Annotated in this window: 13 protein-coding genes; 10 read left to right on the plus strand and 3 right to left on the minus strand. The window is 71.6% G+C overall.

The window, feature by feature from the left end:
- Window positions 1–2 precede the first annotated feature (2 nt).
- Together G3I77_RS08030 and G3I77_RS08035 are read right to left on the minus strand one after the other, a co-directional pair.
- A complete protein-coding gene (locus tag G3I77_RS08030; protein ID WP_248501929.1) occupies window positions 3–1100 on the minus strand; it encodes a mechanosensitive ion channel family protein in 1098 nt (365 codons plus the stop codon).
- A gap of 230 nt (window positions 1101–1330) precedes the next feature.
- Complete coding sequence (locus G3I77_RS08035) at window positions 1331–2314, minus strand: YbhN family protein (RefSeq protein ID WP_374385363.1); 984 nt, start codon at window positions 2312–2314, stop codon at window positions 1331–1333.
- A gap of 215 nt (window positions 2315–2529) precedes the next feature.
- Between G3I77_RS08035 and G3I77_RS08040 the strand changes: the two genes are divergently transcribed.
- The 4 genes from G3I77_RS08040 to G3I77_RS08055 all read left to right on the plus strand — a co-directional run bounded on the left by G3I77_RS08040 (window position 2530) and on the right by G3I77_RS08055 (window position 7455).
- The gene (locus G3I77_RS08040) at window positions 2530–4425 is read left to right on the plus strand and encodes an ABC transporter ATP-binding protein (RefSeq protein WP_248502609.1); all 1896 of its coding nucleotides are present in this window, start codon (window positions 2530–2532) and stop codon (window positions 4423–4425) included.
- An 85-nt stretch (window positions 4426–4510) separates the two neighbouring features.
- A complete protein-coding gene (locus tag G3I77_RS08045) occupies window positions 4511–5014 on the plus strand; it encodes a hypothetical protein (protein ID WP_248501931.1) in 504 nt (167 codons plus the stop codon).
- Window positions 5015–5128: 114 nt separating this feature from the next.
- Window positions 5129–6757: an ATP-binding protein gene (locus G3I77_RS08050; RefSeq protein ID WP_248502611.1), complete on the plus strand. Its 1629-nt coding sequence runs from the start codon at window positions 5129–5131 to the stop codon at window positions 6755–6757.
- Window positions 6754–7455: a response regulator gene (locus G3I77_RS08055; RefSeq protein WP_248501933.1), complete on the plus strand. Its 702-nt coding sequence runs from the start codon at window positions 6754–6756 to the stop codon at window positions 7453–7455. Before G3I77_RS08050 ends, G3I77_RS08055 begins: the two co-directional genes overlap by 4 nt.
- Before the next feature lie 143 nt (window positions 7456–7598).
- Here the strand turns inward: G3I77_RS08055 and G3I77_RS08060 are convergent, their stop codons facing one another.
- Window positions 7599–8546 carry a methionyl-tRNA formyltransferase gene (locus G3I77_RS08060; RefSeq protein ID WP_248501934.1) on the minus strand — a complete coding sequence of 316 codons (948 nt, stop codon included), beginning with the start codon at window positions 8544–8546 and terminating at the stop codon, window positions 7599–7601.
- 247 nt (window positions 8547–8793) lie between these two features.
- On the opposite strand from G3I77_RS08060, the gene G3I77_RS08065 reads away from it, so the two are divergent.
- The 6 genes from G3I77_RS08065 (at window position 8794) to G3I77_RS08090 (ending at window position 16157) form a co-directional block, all read left to right on the plus strand.
- A complete protein-coding gene (locus G3I77_RS08065) occupies window positions 8794–10149 on the plus strand; it encodes a lysine N(6)-hydroxylase/L-ornithine N(5)-oxygenase family protein (protein WP_248501935.1) in 1356 nt (451 codons plus the stop codon).
- Between the two features lie 62 nt (window positions 10150–10211).
- The gene (locus G3I77_RS08070) at window positions 10212–11273 is read left to right on the plus strand and encodes an iron ABC transporter permease (RefSeq protein ID WP_248501936.1); all 1062 of its coding nucleotides are present in this window, start codon (window positions 10212–10214) and stop codon (window positions 11271–11273) included.
- Window positions 11270–12331, plus strand: coding sequence for an iron chelate uptake ABC transporter family permease subunit (locus G3I77_RS08075; protein ID WP_248501937.1), 1062 nt, complete (start codon window positions 11270–11272; stop codon window positions 12329–12331). The genes G3I77_RS08070 and G3I77_RS08075 overlap by 4 nt, the downstream gene beginning before the upstream one ends.
- A 39-nt stretch (window positions 12332–12370) precedes the next feature.
- Window positions 12371–13225 carry an ABC transporter ATP-binding protein gene (locus G3I77_RS08080; RefSeq protein ID WP_248501938.1) on the plus strand — a complete coding sequence of 285 codons (855 nt, stop codon included), beginning with the start codon at window positions 12371–12373 and terminating at the stop codon, window positions 13223–13225.
- 91 nt (window positions 13226–13316) lie between these two features.
- Complete coding sequence (locus G3I77_RS08085) at window positions 13317–14366, plus strand: iron-siderophore ABC transporter substrate-binding protein (protein ID WP_248501939.1); 1050 nt, start codon at window positions 13317–13319, stop codon at window positions 14364–14366.
- Window positions 14367–14369: 3 nt separating this feature from the next.
- Entirely contained in the window at window positions 14370–16157 is a 1788-nt protein-coding gene (locus tag G3I77_RS08090; RefSeq protein ID WP_248501940.1) for an ABC transporter ATP-binding protein, read from the plus strand.
- Window positions 16158–16160: the final 3 nt, after the last annotated feature.

Here is a 16160-nt window from a genome sequence, read left to right on the forward strand (position 1 = left end):
ACCTAGTCGAGCCGGGCGTGACTCAGTCCGCTCGGCTCGATCTCGCCGGTCCGCTGCTGCGGGATGGCGACCGCGCCCTGCTGGAGCGCCACCGTGCGGGCCGGGGCGGGGATGCGGATGCCCTCCGCGCGGTAGCGCTTGTGCAGGCGCTTGATGAACTCGTGCTTGATCCGGTACTGATCGCTGAACTCGCCGACGCCCAGGATGACGGTGAAGCCGATGCGGGAGTCGCCGAAGGTGTGGAACCGGATGATCGGCTCGTGGTCCGGCACGGCGCCCTCGACCTCGGTCATGGTCTCGGCGATGACCTCGTTGGTCACGCGCTCCACGTGCTCCAGGTCGCTGTCGTAGGCCACCCCGACCTGGACCAGGATGGTCAGCTGCTCCTCGGGGCGCATGAAGTTGGTCATGTTCGCCTGCGCGAGCTGACCGTTGGGGAGCACGATGAGGTTGTTGGACAGGTTGCGGATCGTCGTCTGCCGCCAGTTGATGTCCTCGACGTAGCCCTCCTCGCCGCTGCTGAGCCGGATGTAGTCACCGGGCTGGACGGTCTTGGACGCGAGGATGTGGATGCCCGCGAAGAGGTTGGCGAGGGTGTCCTGCAGCGCCAGCGCTACCGCCAGACCGCCGACACCCAGGGCGGTGAGCAGCGGCGCTATGGAGATGCCCAGGGTCTGGAGCACCACCAGGAAGCCGATCGCCAGGACCAGGATCCGGGTGATGTTGACGAAGATCGTGGCCGAACCGGCGACCCCGGAACGGGACTGGGTGAACGTGCGCACCAGCCCGGTCACCACCCGGGCCGCCGACACCGTCGCGACGAAGATGAGCAGCACGGTGAGCACCTGGTTGGTGGTGTGCTGCACCGCGCGGGTCAGCGGCAGCACCGCCGCCGCGCCCGCCACGCCGCCCACGACCGCGGCCCAGGGCACCACGGCCCGCAGCGCGTGCACGATGACGTCGTCCCCGCTCCAGCGGGTGCGGTCGGCGTGCCCGCCCAGCCAGCGCAGCACGATGCGCAGCGCGAACGCCGCCACCAGGCCCGAGGCGAGGGCGATGCCGGCGAACAGCAGATCGTCCACGGTGAGCGCCCGGTTCACCGGTCACCTCCCAGGCGGGGAACCGCGGCGAACGCCGCCGCCAACGGCCGGATGTGAAGTCTCGTCACGTCGTCACCTGCTCGTCTTCCGGGATGTTCGAAGGTGCCCGACCACCCTGACCTGCGGTCGGCACGATCGTTCATCCTGCCGTATCCCGCGCGGGGTTCCGTACCGCGGACGCGGGTGAGCGGAGGGTGAGTTACTGCACATGACGCACTGTCACGCCCGGGTCAGATCACCTTCAGCCGCACCAGTGCCGCCAGCGTCAGCGCACCCGGCACCAGCGGCAGCCAGACGGTGATGACCCGGAAGGCCAGGACCACGGCGGTGGCCACCGCGGCCGGGCCGCCCGCCGCCACCAGCGCCACGACCAGCGCCGCCTCCACCGAGCCGATCCCGCCCGGTGTGGGCACCAGCGCGACGGCGACCGTCGCCGCCAGGTAGGCCACCGCCATGTGCGCGGCCGGGACGTCCAGCCCCAGCGCCCGCCCCACCAGCACCAGTACGGACGCCTGCAGCGCCGGGAAGGCGAAGGACCCGCCCCACAGCGCCAGGGCCCGCGCCGGGCGGGTGTGCACCGAGCGCGCCTCACCGAGCGCCGTACGCAGGAAGGACACCAGGGCCGAGCGCAGCCGGCGCACGAGGACGAGCACGGTCGCGGCGATCACGAGCACCACCGCGGCGCCGGCCAGCAGCGGGCCGAAGGCCGTCTCCGGCACCAGTGTGCCGAGGCTCAGCGCGTCGGGGAACGCGACGAACAGGACGCCCAGCAGCACCACCCGGCCGACACTCTCGGCGAGCAGGTACAGGCCGAGAGCGGCCGAGGAGCGGGCGAGCGGCAGCCCGCACACCGTCATGAACCGCAGGTTGACCGCGCTCGCGCCCAGCCCGGTCGGCAGCAGGTGGTTGGCCGCGCCCGCCGCGAACTGCGTGGCCAGCAGCCGTCGCCGGGGCAGCCGCTCGACGACCGCGCCCTGCCGGGTGCAGGCGGCGGCGACCCAGGTCAGACAGGTCGCGCCGGCCGCGGCCAGCAGCCAGGGCCACTCGGCGGTGCCCAGATGCGCGAAACCGGCGGCCAGCACCGACCGGTGCCGCACCGCGACCACGGTGACGAGCAGGAGCGGGAGCAGACACAGGATCTGTCGCAGGCGGCGGACCGGGACGCGACGGGGGAGTCGTCCCGGGCGGAGTTCGGGGAGTTGTACCGCTGTCACGTCTCCCGAGGCTGTCCAGGCCGTGCCAACTGCGGGTTGCGGGAGCGGAGACTGGGGATTGCGCGCGGGAAGCGGCTGTGTGGGGAGCGTCATCGGGGCCTTTGCGCGGAGGGACGGAGAAGCGGGGGATCGGGCTGATTGTGCGGGATGTCGGGGCAATGTGCGAGCTTCTTGACCTCAAGAATGCTTGAGGTTCTACGGTCGCTTCCATGAGCATGGAGACCACAGCGTGGACACAGCTGCACAGCGTCATGAACGCCGAACAGGAGCGCCGCCCCTTCGCCTTGACGACCCTGCGCCGCATCGGCGCGTTCGCCCGCCCGCACCGGCGCCGCATCGCCCTCTTCGTCCTGCTCGGCGTGGGCACCGCCCTGCTGGCCGTGGCGACGCCCGTCCTCGCCGGGTGGGTCGTGGACACGATCGTGTCGGACGGCGACGAGGGCAGGGTCGTACGCCTGGCCCTGCTCATCGCGCTGATCGCGGTGGCGGAGGCGGCGCTGGGCATCCTCGGCCGGAGGCTGTCGGCGACGCTCGGGGAGCATCTCATCCTCGATCTGCGGACCGCCGTCTTCGACCATGTGCAGCGCATGCCGGTCGCGTTCTTCACACGCACTCGTACGGGCGCCCTCGTCTCCCGGCTCAACAACGACGTCATCGGCGCCCAGCGCGCGTTCAGCAACACCCTCTCCGGAGTGGTCAGCAACCTCGTCACGCTGCTGCTCACCCTCGCGGTGATGCTCACGCTGTCCTGGCAGATCACCCTGCTGGCGCTGGTGCTGCTGCCGGTGTTCGTGATCCCGGCCCGGCGTATGGGCAGCCGGATGGCCCGGATGCAGCGGGAGGCGGCCACGCTGAACGCGGCGATGGGCACCCGCATGACCGAGCGGTTCTCCGCACCCGGCGCCACCCTGGTCAAGCTCTTCGGGCGTCCCGAGGAGGAGTCGCGGGAGTTCGCCGAACGGGCCCGCCGGGTCGCGGACATCGGGATCCGCACGGCGACCGCCCAGGCCGCCTTCATCACCGCCCTCACCCTGGTGTCCGCCCTCGCCCTGGCCCTGGTCTACGGCCTCGGCGGCTGGTTCGCCCTGCGCGGCGCCCTGGAACCGGGCGCGGTGGTGTCGCTCGCGCTGCTCCTGACCCGGCTCTACGCGCCGCTGACGGCGCTCGCGGGGGCGCGCGTCGAGGTGATGAGCGCCCTGGTCAGCTTCGAGCGGGTCTTCGAGGTGCTCGACCTCAGGCCCCTCATTGAGGAGAAGCCGGACGCGCGCCCGGTGCCCGACGGGCCCGTGGCGGTCGAGTTCGACCACGTCCGCTTCGGTTACCCCGCTGCCGACAAGGTCTCCCTGGCCTCCCTGGAGGAGGTCGCGTCCCTGGACAAGCGGGGCGGCGACGAGGTCCTGCACGGCCTGTCCTTCCGCGCCGAACCCGGGCAGACCGTGGCCCTCGTCGGCTCCTCCGGCGCGGGCAAGTCGACCATCGCGCAGCTGATGCCGCGCCTGTACGACACCGACGAGGGAAGCGTGCGCATCGGCGGCGTCGACGTCCGCGACCTCACGGCGCGGTCCCTGCGGCAGACCCTGGGCATGGTCACCCAGGACGGCCACCTCTTCCACGACACCGTCCGCGCCAACCTCCTGCTCGCCCGCCCCGAGGCCGGTGAGGACGACCTGTGGGACGCGCTGCGCCGGGCCCGCCTCGACGACCTCGTACGGTCCCTGCCCGACGGCCTCGACACCGTGGTCGGCGAGCGCGGCTACCGCCTCTCCGGCGGCGAACGCCAGCGCATGACCATCGCCCGGCTGCTGCTGGCCCGCCAGCGCGTCGTCATCCTCGACGAGGCCACCGCCCACCTCGACAACACCTCCGAGGCCGCCGTCCAGGAAGCCCTCGCCGAAGCCCTCGAAGGCCGCACCGCCGTCGTGATCGCCCACCGCCTCTCCACCGTCCGCGCGGCGGACCAGATCCTGGTCGTCGAGGCCGGCCGGATCGTGGAACGGGGCACGCACGAGGAACTCCTGGAGGCGGGGCAGCGGTACGCCGAGCTGTACCGCACCCAGTTCGGCGGGCCGGCCGACAGGACGCGGGATGCCGCGGTGGAGGAGGCCGCGTAGAGGCGTGAACGCCTGCCCGGACCTGTGCGTACTCCTGTCCGGTACTCCTGCCGACAGGCCGAAGGCCCGCACCCGGAGAGGCGTCGTGTCCCAGCAGCAACCGCTCGAACGATCCACCCGCCGGAGCCCGTCCCGCGCCCACTGGCCGCGCGCCGTCGCGGCGGCCGGAGCCCTGGCCGTGCTTCCCCTCGTCACGGCCTGCGGCGGCGGTGACGACACCGAGAGCGCCGGCGGCGGCAAGGCGGCGCCGAGTGTGACCGCCGCTCCCGCCGCCGGGGTCGTCGCACCGGCCAAGGTGGAGGTGATCGCCGGGCTGACCGGCTGCAAGGCGAAGATCCGCATCGACGCCGACGAACTGCGCCAGGGCCTGTGCCGCACCAAGAAGGCCGACTACCTCATCACCACCTTCCCCGAGGAGAGGTTCAAGGAGACCTGGCTGGAGGAGGCGCGTGTCTACGGAGGCAAGTACCTCGTCGGCACGCGCTGGGTGGTCAGCGTGAAGCCGGCGCTGCTGGAGTCCTTCCGCGCGAAGCTCGGCGGCACGATCAGGGAGCTGCGGGGCATCGGCCCCCGGCCCGGCCGGCAGTGACGGGAGCGGGCCCGGCCCGGACGACTCCTTGTCGCTGATGCCGGCGGACGTCATGATGGTGCGACTCGGCACATGAGCCGCCCCCTGGTGGCGGCACCGGAGATTGAGCTCGTCGTGGTCGCCACCTTTCGTCGCCATTCGCTCGCGGGCGAGATGCTGGTGCTCCAGCTCGCCATCGTCGTGGTGGTGCTGCTGGCTGTCGCCGCGGTCTCCCTCGCCCAGTCGCAGGCCACCTTCAACCGCGTCGAGGGACGCCGGGTGAGCGCGCTCGCCGAGCAACTGGCCGCCAACCCGCTGGTGCGCAGCCAGCTGGTGCGCCCCGCGCCCGGGGAGGCGCTCGCCCCGCTGGTGCTCGCCACGCAGGAGCAGTCCGGGGTGACGTCGGTGACAGTGGCCGACGGAGCCGGGTGGATCGTCAGCTCCACGGATCCCACGGTCGTCGGCGAGCGGATGCGGCTGGGGCCGGGCACCGCCCGTGGGCGCGGCTGGTCCGGCCGGCTCACCCGCGACGGCAACCGCGAGCTGGCCGCCCAGGTGCCCGTCCTCGGAGCCACCGAGGAGAACCTGGGCCGGATCCTCGGCACGGTGATGATCGGCGAGGCCGACCCGACGGTGTGGCAGCGGCTCAGCGGCGCGTCCTCCTACCTGCTCGCCTATCTGGGCATCGCCAGCGGACTCGGCGTGGCCGGCTCCTGGCTGCTCGCGCGGCGGGTGAAACGGCAGACCCTCGGGCTGGAGCCGGGCGAGATCGCCGGGCTCGCCGAGCACCGGGAGGCGATGCTGTACGGGATCGCCGAGGGCGTGATCGCCCTGGACCCGCAGCACCGGCTCACCCTCGTCAACGACATGGGCCGCCGTCTGCTCGACCTGCCCGAGGACTGCGTCGGCCAGAGCCTGGAGGGCCTCGGCATCGACGGGCGGCTGCGCGACGTGCTGTCCGGCACCGCCGCCGGCGAGCGCGACGAGGTCGTCGTCCGCCACGGCCGGGTTCTGGTGATGAACCGGATGACCGTCACCAAGGACGGCCGCCCCCTCGGCTCGGTCACCACCCTGCGCGACCGCACCGAACTCGCCCGGCTGGAACGGGAGATCGGCTCCTTCCGCAGCTCCTCCGAACTGCTGCGCGCGCAGGCGCACGAATTCGCCAACCAGCTGCACACCATCTCCGGGCTGATCCAGATCGGCGAGCAGGACGAAGTCGTCAGCTACATCCGCGCGCTGAGCCGGCACCGCCAGTCCCTGGACGTCACCCTCAGCCGCCGCGTCCGGGACACCGCGGTCGCCGCGCTGCTGATGGCGAAGGCGTCCCTCGCGGCGGAACGCAAGGTCAGCCTGCGGATCTCGGACGACACCGCGCTGGAGCGGCTGGCCCCGGAGGACGCGGCCGACGTGGCGACCGTGGTGGGCAACCTGGTGGACAACGCCGTCGACGCCGCAGCCGCCCGGGACGACGCCTGGGTGGAGGTGGCGCTGCGGCAGGACGCCTCCAGCGTGGAGATCGTGGTCCGCGACTCCGGGCCGGGTGTGGCTCCGGAACTGGCCCGCGAGGTCTTCTCCCACGGCTTCACCACCAAGGCCGCGCGGGAGGGCGAGCGCGGCATCGGACTGGCCCTGACCAAGCTGGTCTGCGAACGGCACGGGAGAGAGATCTCGGTGGCCAACACCCCCGAAGGGGCTGTGTTCACCGCACGCATGACCGTCGGCCACCTCACCCCCGCGGTGGCGGAAGGAGCGGCCCCATGACCGAGGCAAGCGACAAGGCGGGCGCGATCGACGTCCTCGTGGTCGACGACGACTTCATGGTGGCCAGAGTCCACCGTGCGTTCGTCGAACGCGTCGAGCCGTTCCGCGTCGTCGGCACGGCCCACACGGGCGGACAGGCCATCGAGGCGGTCGACGAACTGCGCCCCGACCTCATCCTGCTCGACCTGTACCTGCCCGACCTCTTCGGGCTCGACGTCATTCCCCGGCTGCGCACCGCCGGCCACGACTGCGACGTCATGGTCATCAGTGCGGCGACGGAGACCGACACCGTGCGCGGCGCGGTCCGCCGCGGCGTGGTCGACTACCTCCTCAAGCCCTTCGGGTTCGAGGACTTGCGCCCCCGGCTGGAGCGCTACGCCGCCCAGCGGGGCCGGATGCTCACGACGGTGGTCCGGGGCCAGGCGGACGTGGACCGGGTCCTGGCCGGCGCGTTCGTCCCCGCACCGGCCCACACCCTGCCCAAGGGCATGAGTGTGGAGACCGCCGAACTCGTCGAGCGGGCCCTGCGGGAGGCGGACGGCACCCTGTCCGCCACCGAGTGCGCCGCCGTCACCGGCGTGTCCCGGGTGAGCGCCCGCCGCTACCTGGAGTACTTCCACGGCACGGGCAGCGCGGAGGTGTCCCTGCGCTACGGCGTCGCCGGCCGGCCCGAACGCCGCTACGGGTGGCGGGCCTGAGCCGGCGACACGCCCTCGGGCTGCGGACCGAGGGGGGGCGACCGGCGTCCGGACGGTCGGATGCCACGCGATCGTCGCCGCGCTGACCGGGTCCGCGCGGCCACGATGTCGGCCGGCCCCGGGACCGTACCGGGGCCGGCACGTCAGGGGCGGACGGTGAGGTAGCCGCCCATAGAGGTGAAGTACTCGGCAGCGGGCAACTCCCGGCCGTCCTCGGTCCGTACGCGTGTGATGGCCAGGCCGCGGTTGCGTCCGGTGCGGGCGTCGGCGCCGGCGACGATCACCACGCCGTCGCCCTCGCGGTAGAAGATGCGGCCGGGCGTGCCGCCGTAGCGGCCCTCGGAGACGAACGAGGCCAGGACGTCGAGGCGCTTGCCCTTGTGGAAGGTGTAGGCGCTGGGGTACGGCTCGGACTGGGCGCGCACCAGGCGCTCCAGGTCCTCCGCCGGCCAGCTCCAGTCGATGCGGCTGTCCTCGTCGGCCCGCTTGTGGAAGAAGGACGCCTGGGAGCGGTCCTGCCGGGTGAACTCGGTCTGCCCGGAGGCGATCAGGCCGAGCGCGCCGATGGTGACCGGGGCGATGAGGTCGACGGTCTTGTGGAAGAGGTCGGTCGCGGTGTCCGCCGGGCCGACCGGCACCGCCTCCTGCCGGACGATGTCGCCGGCGTCGAGCTCGTCGTTCATCATGTGCGCCGTGACGCCCACTTCGGGCTCGCCGTTGATGAGCGCCCAGATCAGCGGGGAGAACCCGGCGTACTTCGGCAGCAGCGAGTCGTGCACGTTGAGCGTGCCGTGGCGCGGCAGGCCGAAGATGCGCGGGGGGATCCAGGTACGCCAGTTGTTGGCCACGATGATGTCCGGGTCGGCCTCCTTGAGGCGCTCGAACAGCTCGTCGTCGTCAGGGCGGTTGCGGATCAGCACCGGGACGCCGTGCTCCTCGGCGAGGTCGGCGACGGAGTCGCTCCAGATCTTCTCGTAGGCGTGCTCGCTCTTGGGGTGGGTCACGACCAGCACCACGTCGTGCTCGGACTCCAGGAGGGCTTGCAGGGTGCGATGGCCCCAGGTCTGGTAACCGAACATGACGACCCGCATGGGGTTCCTCCTCAGAGCAAGGTGTTGGCCGACGCAAGTAAAGCAAGGCTTACCTTAGCTCGCAACGGGGGTGCAGAGTCGGTCAGTTGGCGGAATCCGATCCGCGCGGTGTCCGTTTTGACCTGTCGACACCTCGACGGGTTTAGCTTAGGCTCACCTAAGTTCATTGGGGTGCCGCTTCGTTGGCATGCCCGCCTTTCCTTCCCTCCACACCTGACACGCGGCTGCCCCGCACGATGGGAGTGACATGTCGCAGGTTCTTCCTGGTGACGCCCCACTGGTCCACGACCTGATCGGCATCGGCTTCGGGCCGTCCAATGTGGCCATGGCGATCGCGCTCCGCGAGCACAACACCCGCGTCGGCAGGCAGGAGGCGGTCACCGCTCACTTCTTCGAGCAGCAGCCCCGCTTCGGCTGGCACCGCGGCATGCTCATCGACGACGCCACCATGCAGGTCTCCTTTCTCAAGGACCTGGTGACGCTGCGGAACCCGGCCAGCGAGTACAGCTTCCTCTGCTACCTGCAGAGCAAGGGCCGGCTGATCGACTTCATCAACCACAAGAACCTGTTCCCGCTGCGCGTGGAGTTCCACGACTACTTCGAGTGGGCCGCGGCCCAGGTCGACGACATGGTCTCCTACGGCCACGAGGTCGTCGGCGTCGCGCCCGTGACCCGGGACGGCGTCGTGGAGCACCTGGAGGTGACCGTCCGTTCCGGCGGCGGCCTCGAGGTCCACCGGGCCCGCAACCTCGTCCTCGGCACCGGCCTGCGCCCCCTCATGCCCGAGGGTGTGGAGCGCGGCGAACGCGTCTGGCACAACTCCGAACTGCTCGCCAAAGTGGATGAGTTGGAGGGCACCTCGCCCTCCCGGTTCGTCGTCGTGGGCGCCGGTCAGAGCGCCGCCGAGAACGTCGCCTACCTGCACCGTCGCTTCCCCGGGGCCGAGGTCTGCGCCGTCTTCTCCCGCTACGGCTACAGCCCCGCCGACGACAGCAGCTTCGCCAACCGGATCTTCGACCCCCAGGCCGTCGACGAGTACTTCGCCGCGCCCGAGGACGTCAAGCGCCGGCTGATGGACTACCACGGCAACACCAACTACTCCGTGGTGGACATCGAACTCATCGACGACCTCTACCGGCAGTCGTACCAGGAGAAGGTCCTCGGCACCGAACGCCTGCGCTTCCTCAACGTCTCCCGCCTCACCGGCGTCAAGGAGACCCCGTCCAGCGTCCGCGCCACCGTGACGTCCCTGGTCACCGGCGAGGAGACCGACCTGGACGCGGACGTCGTGGTCCTCGCCACCGGCTACAGCCCCGCCGACCCCACCAGCCTGCTCGGCGAGGTCGCCGACAGCTGCCTCCGCGACGACGAGGGCCGCGTCCGGGTCGAGCGCGACTGGCGCATCGCCACCGACCCCGCCCTGCGGTGCGGCATCTACCTGCAGGGCGGCACGGAGCACACACACGGCATCACCTCGTCGCTGCTCTCCAACACCGCCATCAGGGTGGGCGAGATACTCGACTCGCTGCTCGGCCGTGGCACCTCCGGGCCCGCCGCCGACGCCCGGACCCTCGCCGACGGCTCCGGCAGCACCACCCGTTGACGAGCGGGCAGTTCGGCCCGAACGCCAAGTCGCCGACAGCGCACGGGATAACGTACGTCGACATGGGCACGACTGCGGCAGTGGAGCGCCCCGCGACCAGGGGCTCGACACAGACCCGCCGGCGACGGGTCGTGGGCCTGGGCACCCTCCTGGCGGTCCTCGTGATCGCCGCGGTCCTGTCGCTGGCCGTCGGCGCACGCGCGCTCAGCCCCACCGAGGTGTGGCACGGGCTGTTCGGCGCCCCGGACCGCGACCAGCGGCTCACGGAGATCAGGCTCATCGTCGAGACCGTACGGGTGCCCCGTACGGTCCTCGGGATCGTCGCGGGCATCGCCCTCGGCGTCGGCGGTGCGCTGATCCAGGGGTTCACGCGCAACCCGATCGCCGACACGGGCCTGCTCGGCGTGAACTCCGGCGCCTCGTTCGCGGTCGTGGTGGCGATCTCCGTGTTCGGGCTCGGCAACCCCTTCCAGTACGTCTGGTTCGCCTTCGCCGGGGCGGCCGTCGCGGGTGTCGTGGTGTTCGCGCTGGCGAGCATCGGGCGCGGGGCGGGCAATCCGCTGACCCTCGCCCTGGCCGGCCAGGGCGTCACGGTGTTCCTCGCGGCGATGACCACCGCCGTCGCACTGTCGGACCAGGCGGCGCTGAACGCCCTGCGGTTCTGGAACGCGGGCTCCCTCGCCGGTGCCGGATTCGACGTCATCTGGCCGGTGACCGCGTTCATCGGCGCCGGGCTGGTGCCGGCCCTGACCACGCTGCCCTCCCTCAACCTGCTCAACCTGGGCGACGACGTGGCCCGGGGGCTGGGCGTGAACATCGCGCTGAGCCGGACCGTCGGCATCACCGCCATCACGCTGCTGGCGGGCGCGGCGACGGCCGCGTGCGGACCCATCGCCTTCCTCGGGCTCATGGTGGCCCACGTGGCCCGGTACCTGACCGGGCCGGACTACCGCTGGCTGGCGCCGTACGCCGGTCTGCTCGGGGCCGTGGTGCTGCTGCTCTGCGACATCGTCGGCCGACTGGTGGTGCGGCCGGGCGAGTTGGACGCCGGAGTCCTCGTGGCGCTCCTCGGCGCCCCCTTCTTCGCGGTTCTCGTGTGGCGCGGAAAGTTCAGAAAAGCATGAACGTGACCGATGTGAAGCCGGCCCTGCCGCCGGGTGTGCGGCTCGGCCGGGTGTCGTTCGTCTGGCGGCCCTGGCTCGTGTGCGTCACGCTGCTGCTCGCGGCGGCGACCTTCCTGGTGTTCTGCGTGTCCATCGGCGTCGGGGACTTCCCCGTAGGCCTCCCGCAGGTGATCGCCACGATCTTCGGACGGGGCGAGCAGGTCGACCAGTTCGTCATCATGGACCTGCGGATGCCGCGCGCCCTGGCCGGGCTGGTCGTGGGCATCGCGCTCGGGGTGGCCGGGGCGATCACGCAGTCCATCGCGCGCAATCCCCTGGCCAGCCCGGACGTACTGGGGATCACCCAGGGCGCCAGTGCGGTCGCGGTGTTCCTGGTGACGGTCTCGGGCGGGACCGCCGCGGCGATCGTCAACTCCGTCGGCCTCTCGGCCGCGGCGCTCGCGGGCGGGCTCGGCACGGGTCTGCTGGTGTACTTCCTGGCGTGGCGGCGCGGGGTCGACGGCTTCCGGCTCATCCTCATCGGCATCTCGGTGAGCGCCGTGATGGAGGCCATCACGACCTGGCTGCTTGTCACGGCCGACATCAGGGACGTCGCCCGGGCCCAGGTGTGGCTGGTCGGCTCGCTGGAGGACAGCTCGTGGGGCGAGGTCTGGACGGCCCTGTGGTGCGGGCTGGTCCTCCTGGCCGTCGTCTCCTGCGTCGCCTTCCAGTTCAGGCCGATGCACTTCGGTGACGAGGTCGCCGCTGGCCTGGGCGTCCGGTACGCGAGGGTGCGGGCGGTTCTGCTGCTGTGCGCGGTGCTGCTGGCCGGTGTGGCGGTGAGCGCGGCGGGCCCGGTGCCGTTCGTCGCGCTGGTGGCTCCGCAGGTGGCGATGCGTCTGGCGCGCTGCCCCACACCGCCGATGGCGGCTTCGGGCCTGGTGGGCGCGCTGCTGCTGATCGGCTCGGACCTCATCGCGCGCACGGCGCTGCCGGTCTCGCTCCCGGTCGGCGTGGTCACCGCCGCGATCGGCGGGCCCTTCCTCGTCTATCTGCTGGTGCGGGCGAACCTCCGGTAGATGTACAAGAGTCAGGTGAACCTAAGCAAGGGGGGACCCGTGGTCGCACAGTCCGTCACCGAGGCCGCGGTCGGCGAGACCTCGCGGCTGGCAGCCCGAGGCGTCACGGTGGGCTACGGGGGCCGGGTCGTCATCGACGAGCTCGACGTGGCGATACCGCCCGGCGTGATCACCACGATCATCGGCCCCAACGGCTGCGGGAAGTCGACCCTGTTGCGGACGCTGTCGCGGCTGCTCAAGCCGTCCCGGGGGTCGGTCGTCCTGGACGGCGAGGACATCGGCAGGCTCCGGACCCGGGATGTCGCGAAGAAGCTCGGTCTGCTGCCGCAGGCGCCGGTCGCGCCGGAGGGGCTGACGGTCGCCGACCTGGTCGCCAGGGGCCGTCACCCGCACCAGAGCTGGCTGCGGCAATGGTCCTCGGACGACGCCGAGGTGGTGGAGCGCGCGCTCGCCATGACCGGGGTGTCCGACCTCGCCGACCGCCCGGTCGACGCGCTGTCCGGTGGTCAACGGCAGCGCGTCTGGATCTCCATGACGCTGGCTCAGGGTACCGATCTGCTGCTGCTGGACGAGCCGACGACCTATCTGGACCTGGCACACGCCGTCGACGTCCTCGATCTGGTGGACGACCTGCACGAGTCCGGCTGCACCGTCGTCATGGTGCTGCACGACCTCAACCTGGCCACGCGGTACAGCGACAACCTCGTGGTGATGCGGGAGGGTTCGATCCTGGCGCAGGGGCATCCGCGCGATGTCATCACCGCCGAACTGCTGGACGAGGCCTTCGGGTTGCGCGCCCGGGTGATCGACGACCCGGTCGGTGACCGGCCGCTCATCGTGCCGATCGGGCGGACCCATGTGCAGCCGGGACACCTCCCGACACGGGAGTCTTAGTAAGGCTAGGCTTACCTCATTCTCTCGCGGTAAGGTTTGGCTGCCCTTAGGCGAGGGTGCAGCGAACTAGCGCGAAAGCAAGGGGTCTTGGATGCTCCTCCATCGAACGACGCCCGGTAGGCCATGGCGGCGGCTGGCGGCGATTCTGTCCGCGGCCACCCTCGGCGTCGGGCTCCTCGCGGGATGCGGTTCCGGCACGGCGGACGACAAGAGCGAGGGCACTCAGGCCGCGGCCGCCGGCGCGTTCCCGGTCACCGTGGAGCATGCGTTCGGATCCACCGAGGTCGAGAAGGCGCCCCAGCGGGTCGTCTCCGTCGGCTACACCGACGACCAGACCGTCCTGGCCTTCGGGATCAAGCCCGTCGGCATGGTCGACCAGTACCCCAACCCGCCCGGCAAGAGCCCCGACATCAACACCCAGTGGCCCTGGGTGAAGGACAAGTGGGGCGACACCAAGCCCGAGGTCGTCATGAAGAACGGCGACTCCGGCCCCAACTACGAGAAGATCGCGGCCCTTCGCCCCGACCTGATCGTCGCGGTCTACTCCGAGATCGACCAGGCCGCCTACGACAAGCTCTCCAAGATCGCCCCGACGGTGGCCCGCACCAAGGGCGAGAAGGAGCCCTTCAGCGCGCCCTGGCAGGACAACGCCCTGCACATCGCCAAGGCCCTCGGCAAGGCCGATGAGGGCCAGAAGATGGTCGACGACATCCAGGGGCAGCTCGACGCGGCCAAGAAGGCGCACCCCGAGCTCGGCAAGGAGACCGCCGTCGCGCTGTCCTGGTACAAGGACTCGGTGGCACCCTTCACCTCCACCGACGTGCGCGGCCGGCTCGTCACGGGCATCGGCTACAAGTACCAGACCGAGATCGACAAGGTCGCGGGCGGCAACTTCTACACCACGCTCTCGCCGGAGCGCATCGACCTCGTCGACGTCGACCACATCTTCGTCATCAACGACAAGGCCGACACCGAGGCGCTCAAGAAGTTCAAGCTGTTCGCCAACCTCGACGCGGTGAAGAAGGGCAACGTGTCCTACCTGCTCGACAGTGAGGGACCCGCGGTCGGCGCGGCCATCTCCCAGGGCACCCTGCTGTCCATGCCGTACGCGATCGACGAGCTCGTCAAGTCGGTCGAGTAGGGAGTGAGCACCACCGACACGCGCGTCGCCCCGGCGACCCTGCGCACGACGACCGGACGCGAGGCCGCCCGCTGGGTCGCGGCACACTGCCGCACAATGCCCGGGCTGACGACCGCGACCGTGCTCACCACGGTCGCGGGGGCGGCGCTCCAGGTGCTCCCGGTGCTCCTGCTCGGCCGGGTGGTCGACGGGGTCGTCGGGGGCGAGGACCGTTCGGTCCTGGTCACGATCGGGGTGCTGATCGGTGCCGCCGCGCTGCTCGGCGCGGCGGCCACCGCGGTGTCGACGTACCTGATCGGACGGCTGGGTGCGGATCTGCTCGCGCGGCTGCGCGAAGGCGCCGTCCGGGCGGTGCTCGGCATGCCGAGCGCACGGATCGAGCAGGTCGGCCGGGGAGACGTGCTCTCCCGGGTCGGTGACGACGTGGCCGTCATCTCCAAGGGCATCCGCACGGCCGTCCCCACGGTGTTCTCGGCGGGCGTGCTGGTCGTCATCGCCACCCTCGGCATGTTCGGACTGGACTGGCGGCTCGGCCTGGCCGGCGCCGCCGCGCTGCCCGCGTACGCGCTGGCACTGCGCTGGTACCTGCCCCGGTCCGCCCCCCTCTACCGGAAGCAGCGGGTGGCCCAGGCCGACCGGGCCCAGGCGTTCATCAGCGGCCTGAACGGCATCGACACGGTCCGCGCCTACCGCCTGGAGGGCGCCTTCCGCGAGAAGGTCACCACCGAGTCGTGGCGGGTGCGCGAGCTCGGTATCGAGGTGTTCCGGTTCTTCGGCCGGTTCGTCGGCCGGGAGAACCGCGCCGAGTTCATCGGCCTGGTCCTGATCCTCGTGGTGGGGTACGCCCTGCTGGAGGCCGACGCGGCCAGCCTGGGCGAGGTGTCGGCGGCCCCGCTGCTGTTCCACCGGCTGTTCACCCCGCTGGGCGCCATCATGTTCACCTTCGACGAGGCGCAGAAGTCGGGCGCGAGCCTGACCCGCCTGGTCGGGGTGCTGGGGGAGTCCGCCGAGGAGCGGCTGGTCGGCGACGAGTCCGTCACGGTGGCCCGGGCCGGGGCGCACCCGGTGACGGTCGAGGGGCTGACGTTCCGTTACCCCGGCTCCGAGGAGCCGGTGCTGCGGGACGTCGACCTGACGATCCCGGCCGGTGGATCGCTCGCCCTGGTGGGCGCCACGGGCGCGGGCAAGACGACGCTCGCCGCGCTGATCGCCGGCATCGGCACCCCGCAGGCCGGGTCGGTGCGCATCGGGACGACCGATCTCGCCGGCCTGGACGAGGCCGGGGCGCGGGCCCTGGTGAGCATCCTGACGCAGGAGACGCACGTGTTCTCCGGCCCGCTCGCCGACGACCTGCGGCTGTCCGCGCCGGGGGCGACCGACACCGAGCTGATGGACGCGCTGCGCACCGTCGGCGCCGAGGGCTGGGTCGCCGCGCTGCCCGACGGGCTGAACACCCCGGTCGGCGAGGGCGGTGAGCGCTTGGACGTCACCAAGGTCGCCCAGATCGCCCTGGCGCGGCTGGTGCTGGGCCGGGCGCCGGTGGTGGTGCTCGACGAGTCGACCGCGGAGGCCGGCAGCGAGGGCGCCGCCGAGCTGGAACGGGCCGTACTGGCCGCGTGCGCGGGCCGTACCACGCTGTTCGTGGCGCACCGGCTGACCCAGGCGATGGCCGCGGACCGGATCGCCGTGCTCGACGCGGGACGCGTCGTGGAGCAGGGGACACACGAGGAACTGGTGGCCCTGGGCGGACGGTACGCGCGACTGTGGCGGGCCTGGCGAGAGGGTAGTTAGGTA

The organism is Streptomyces sp. D2-8 (genome assembly GCF_023184515.1).
Classification (GTDB): domain Bacteria; phylum Actinomycetota; class Actinomycetes; order Streptomycetales; family Streptomycetaceae; genus Streptomyces.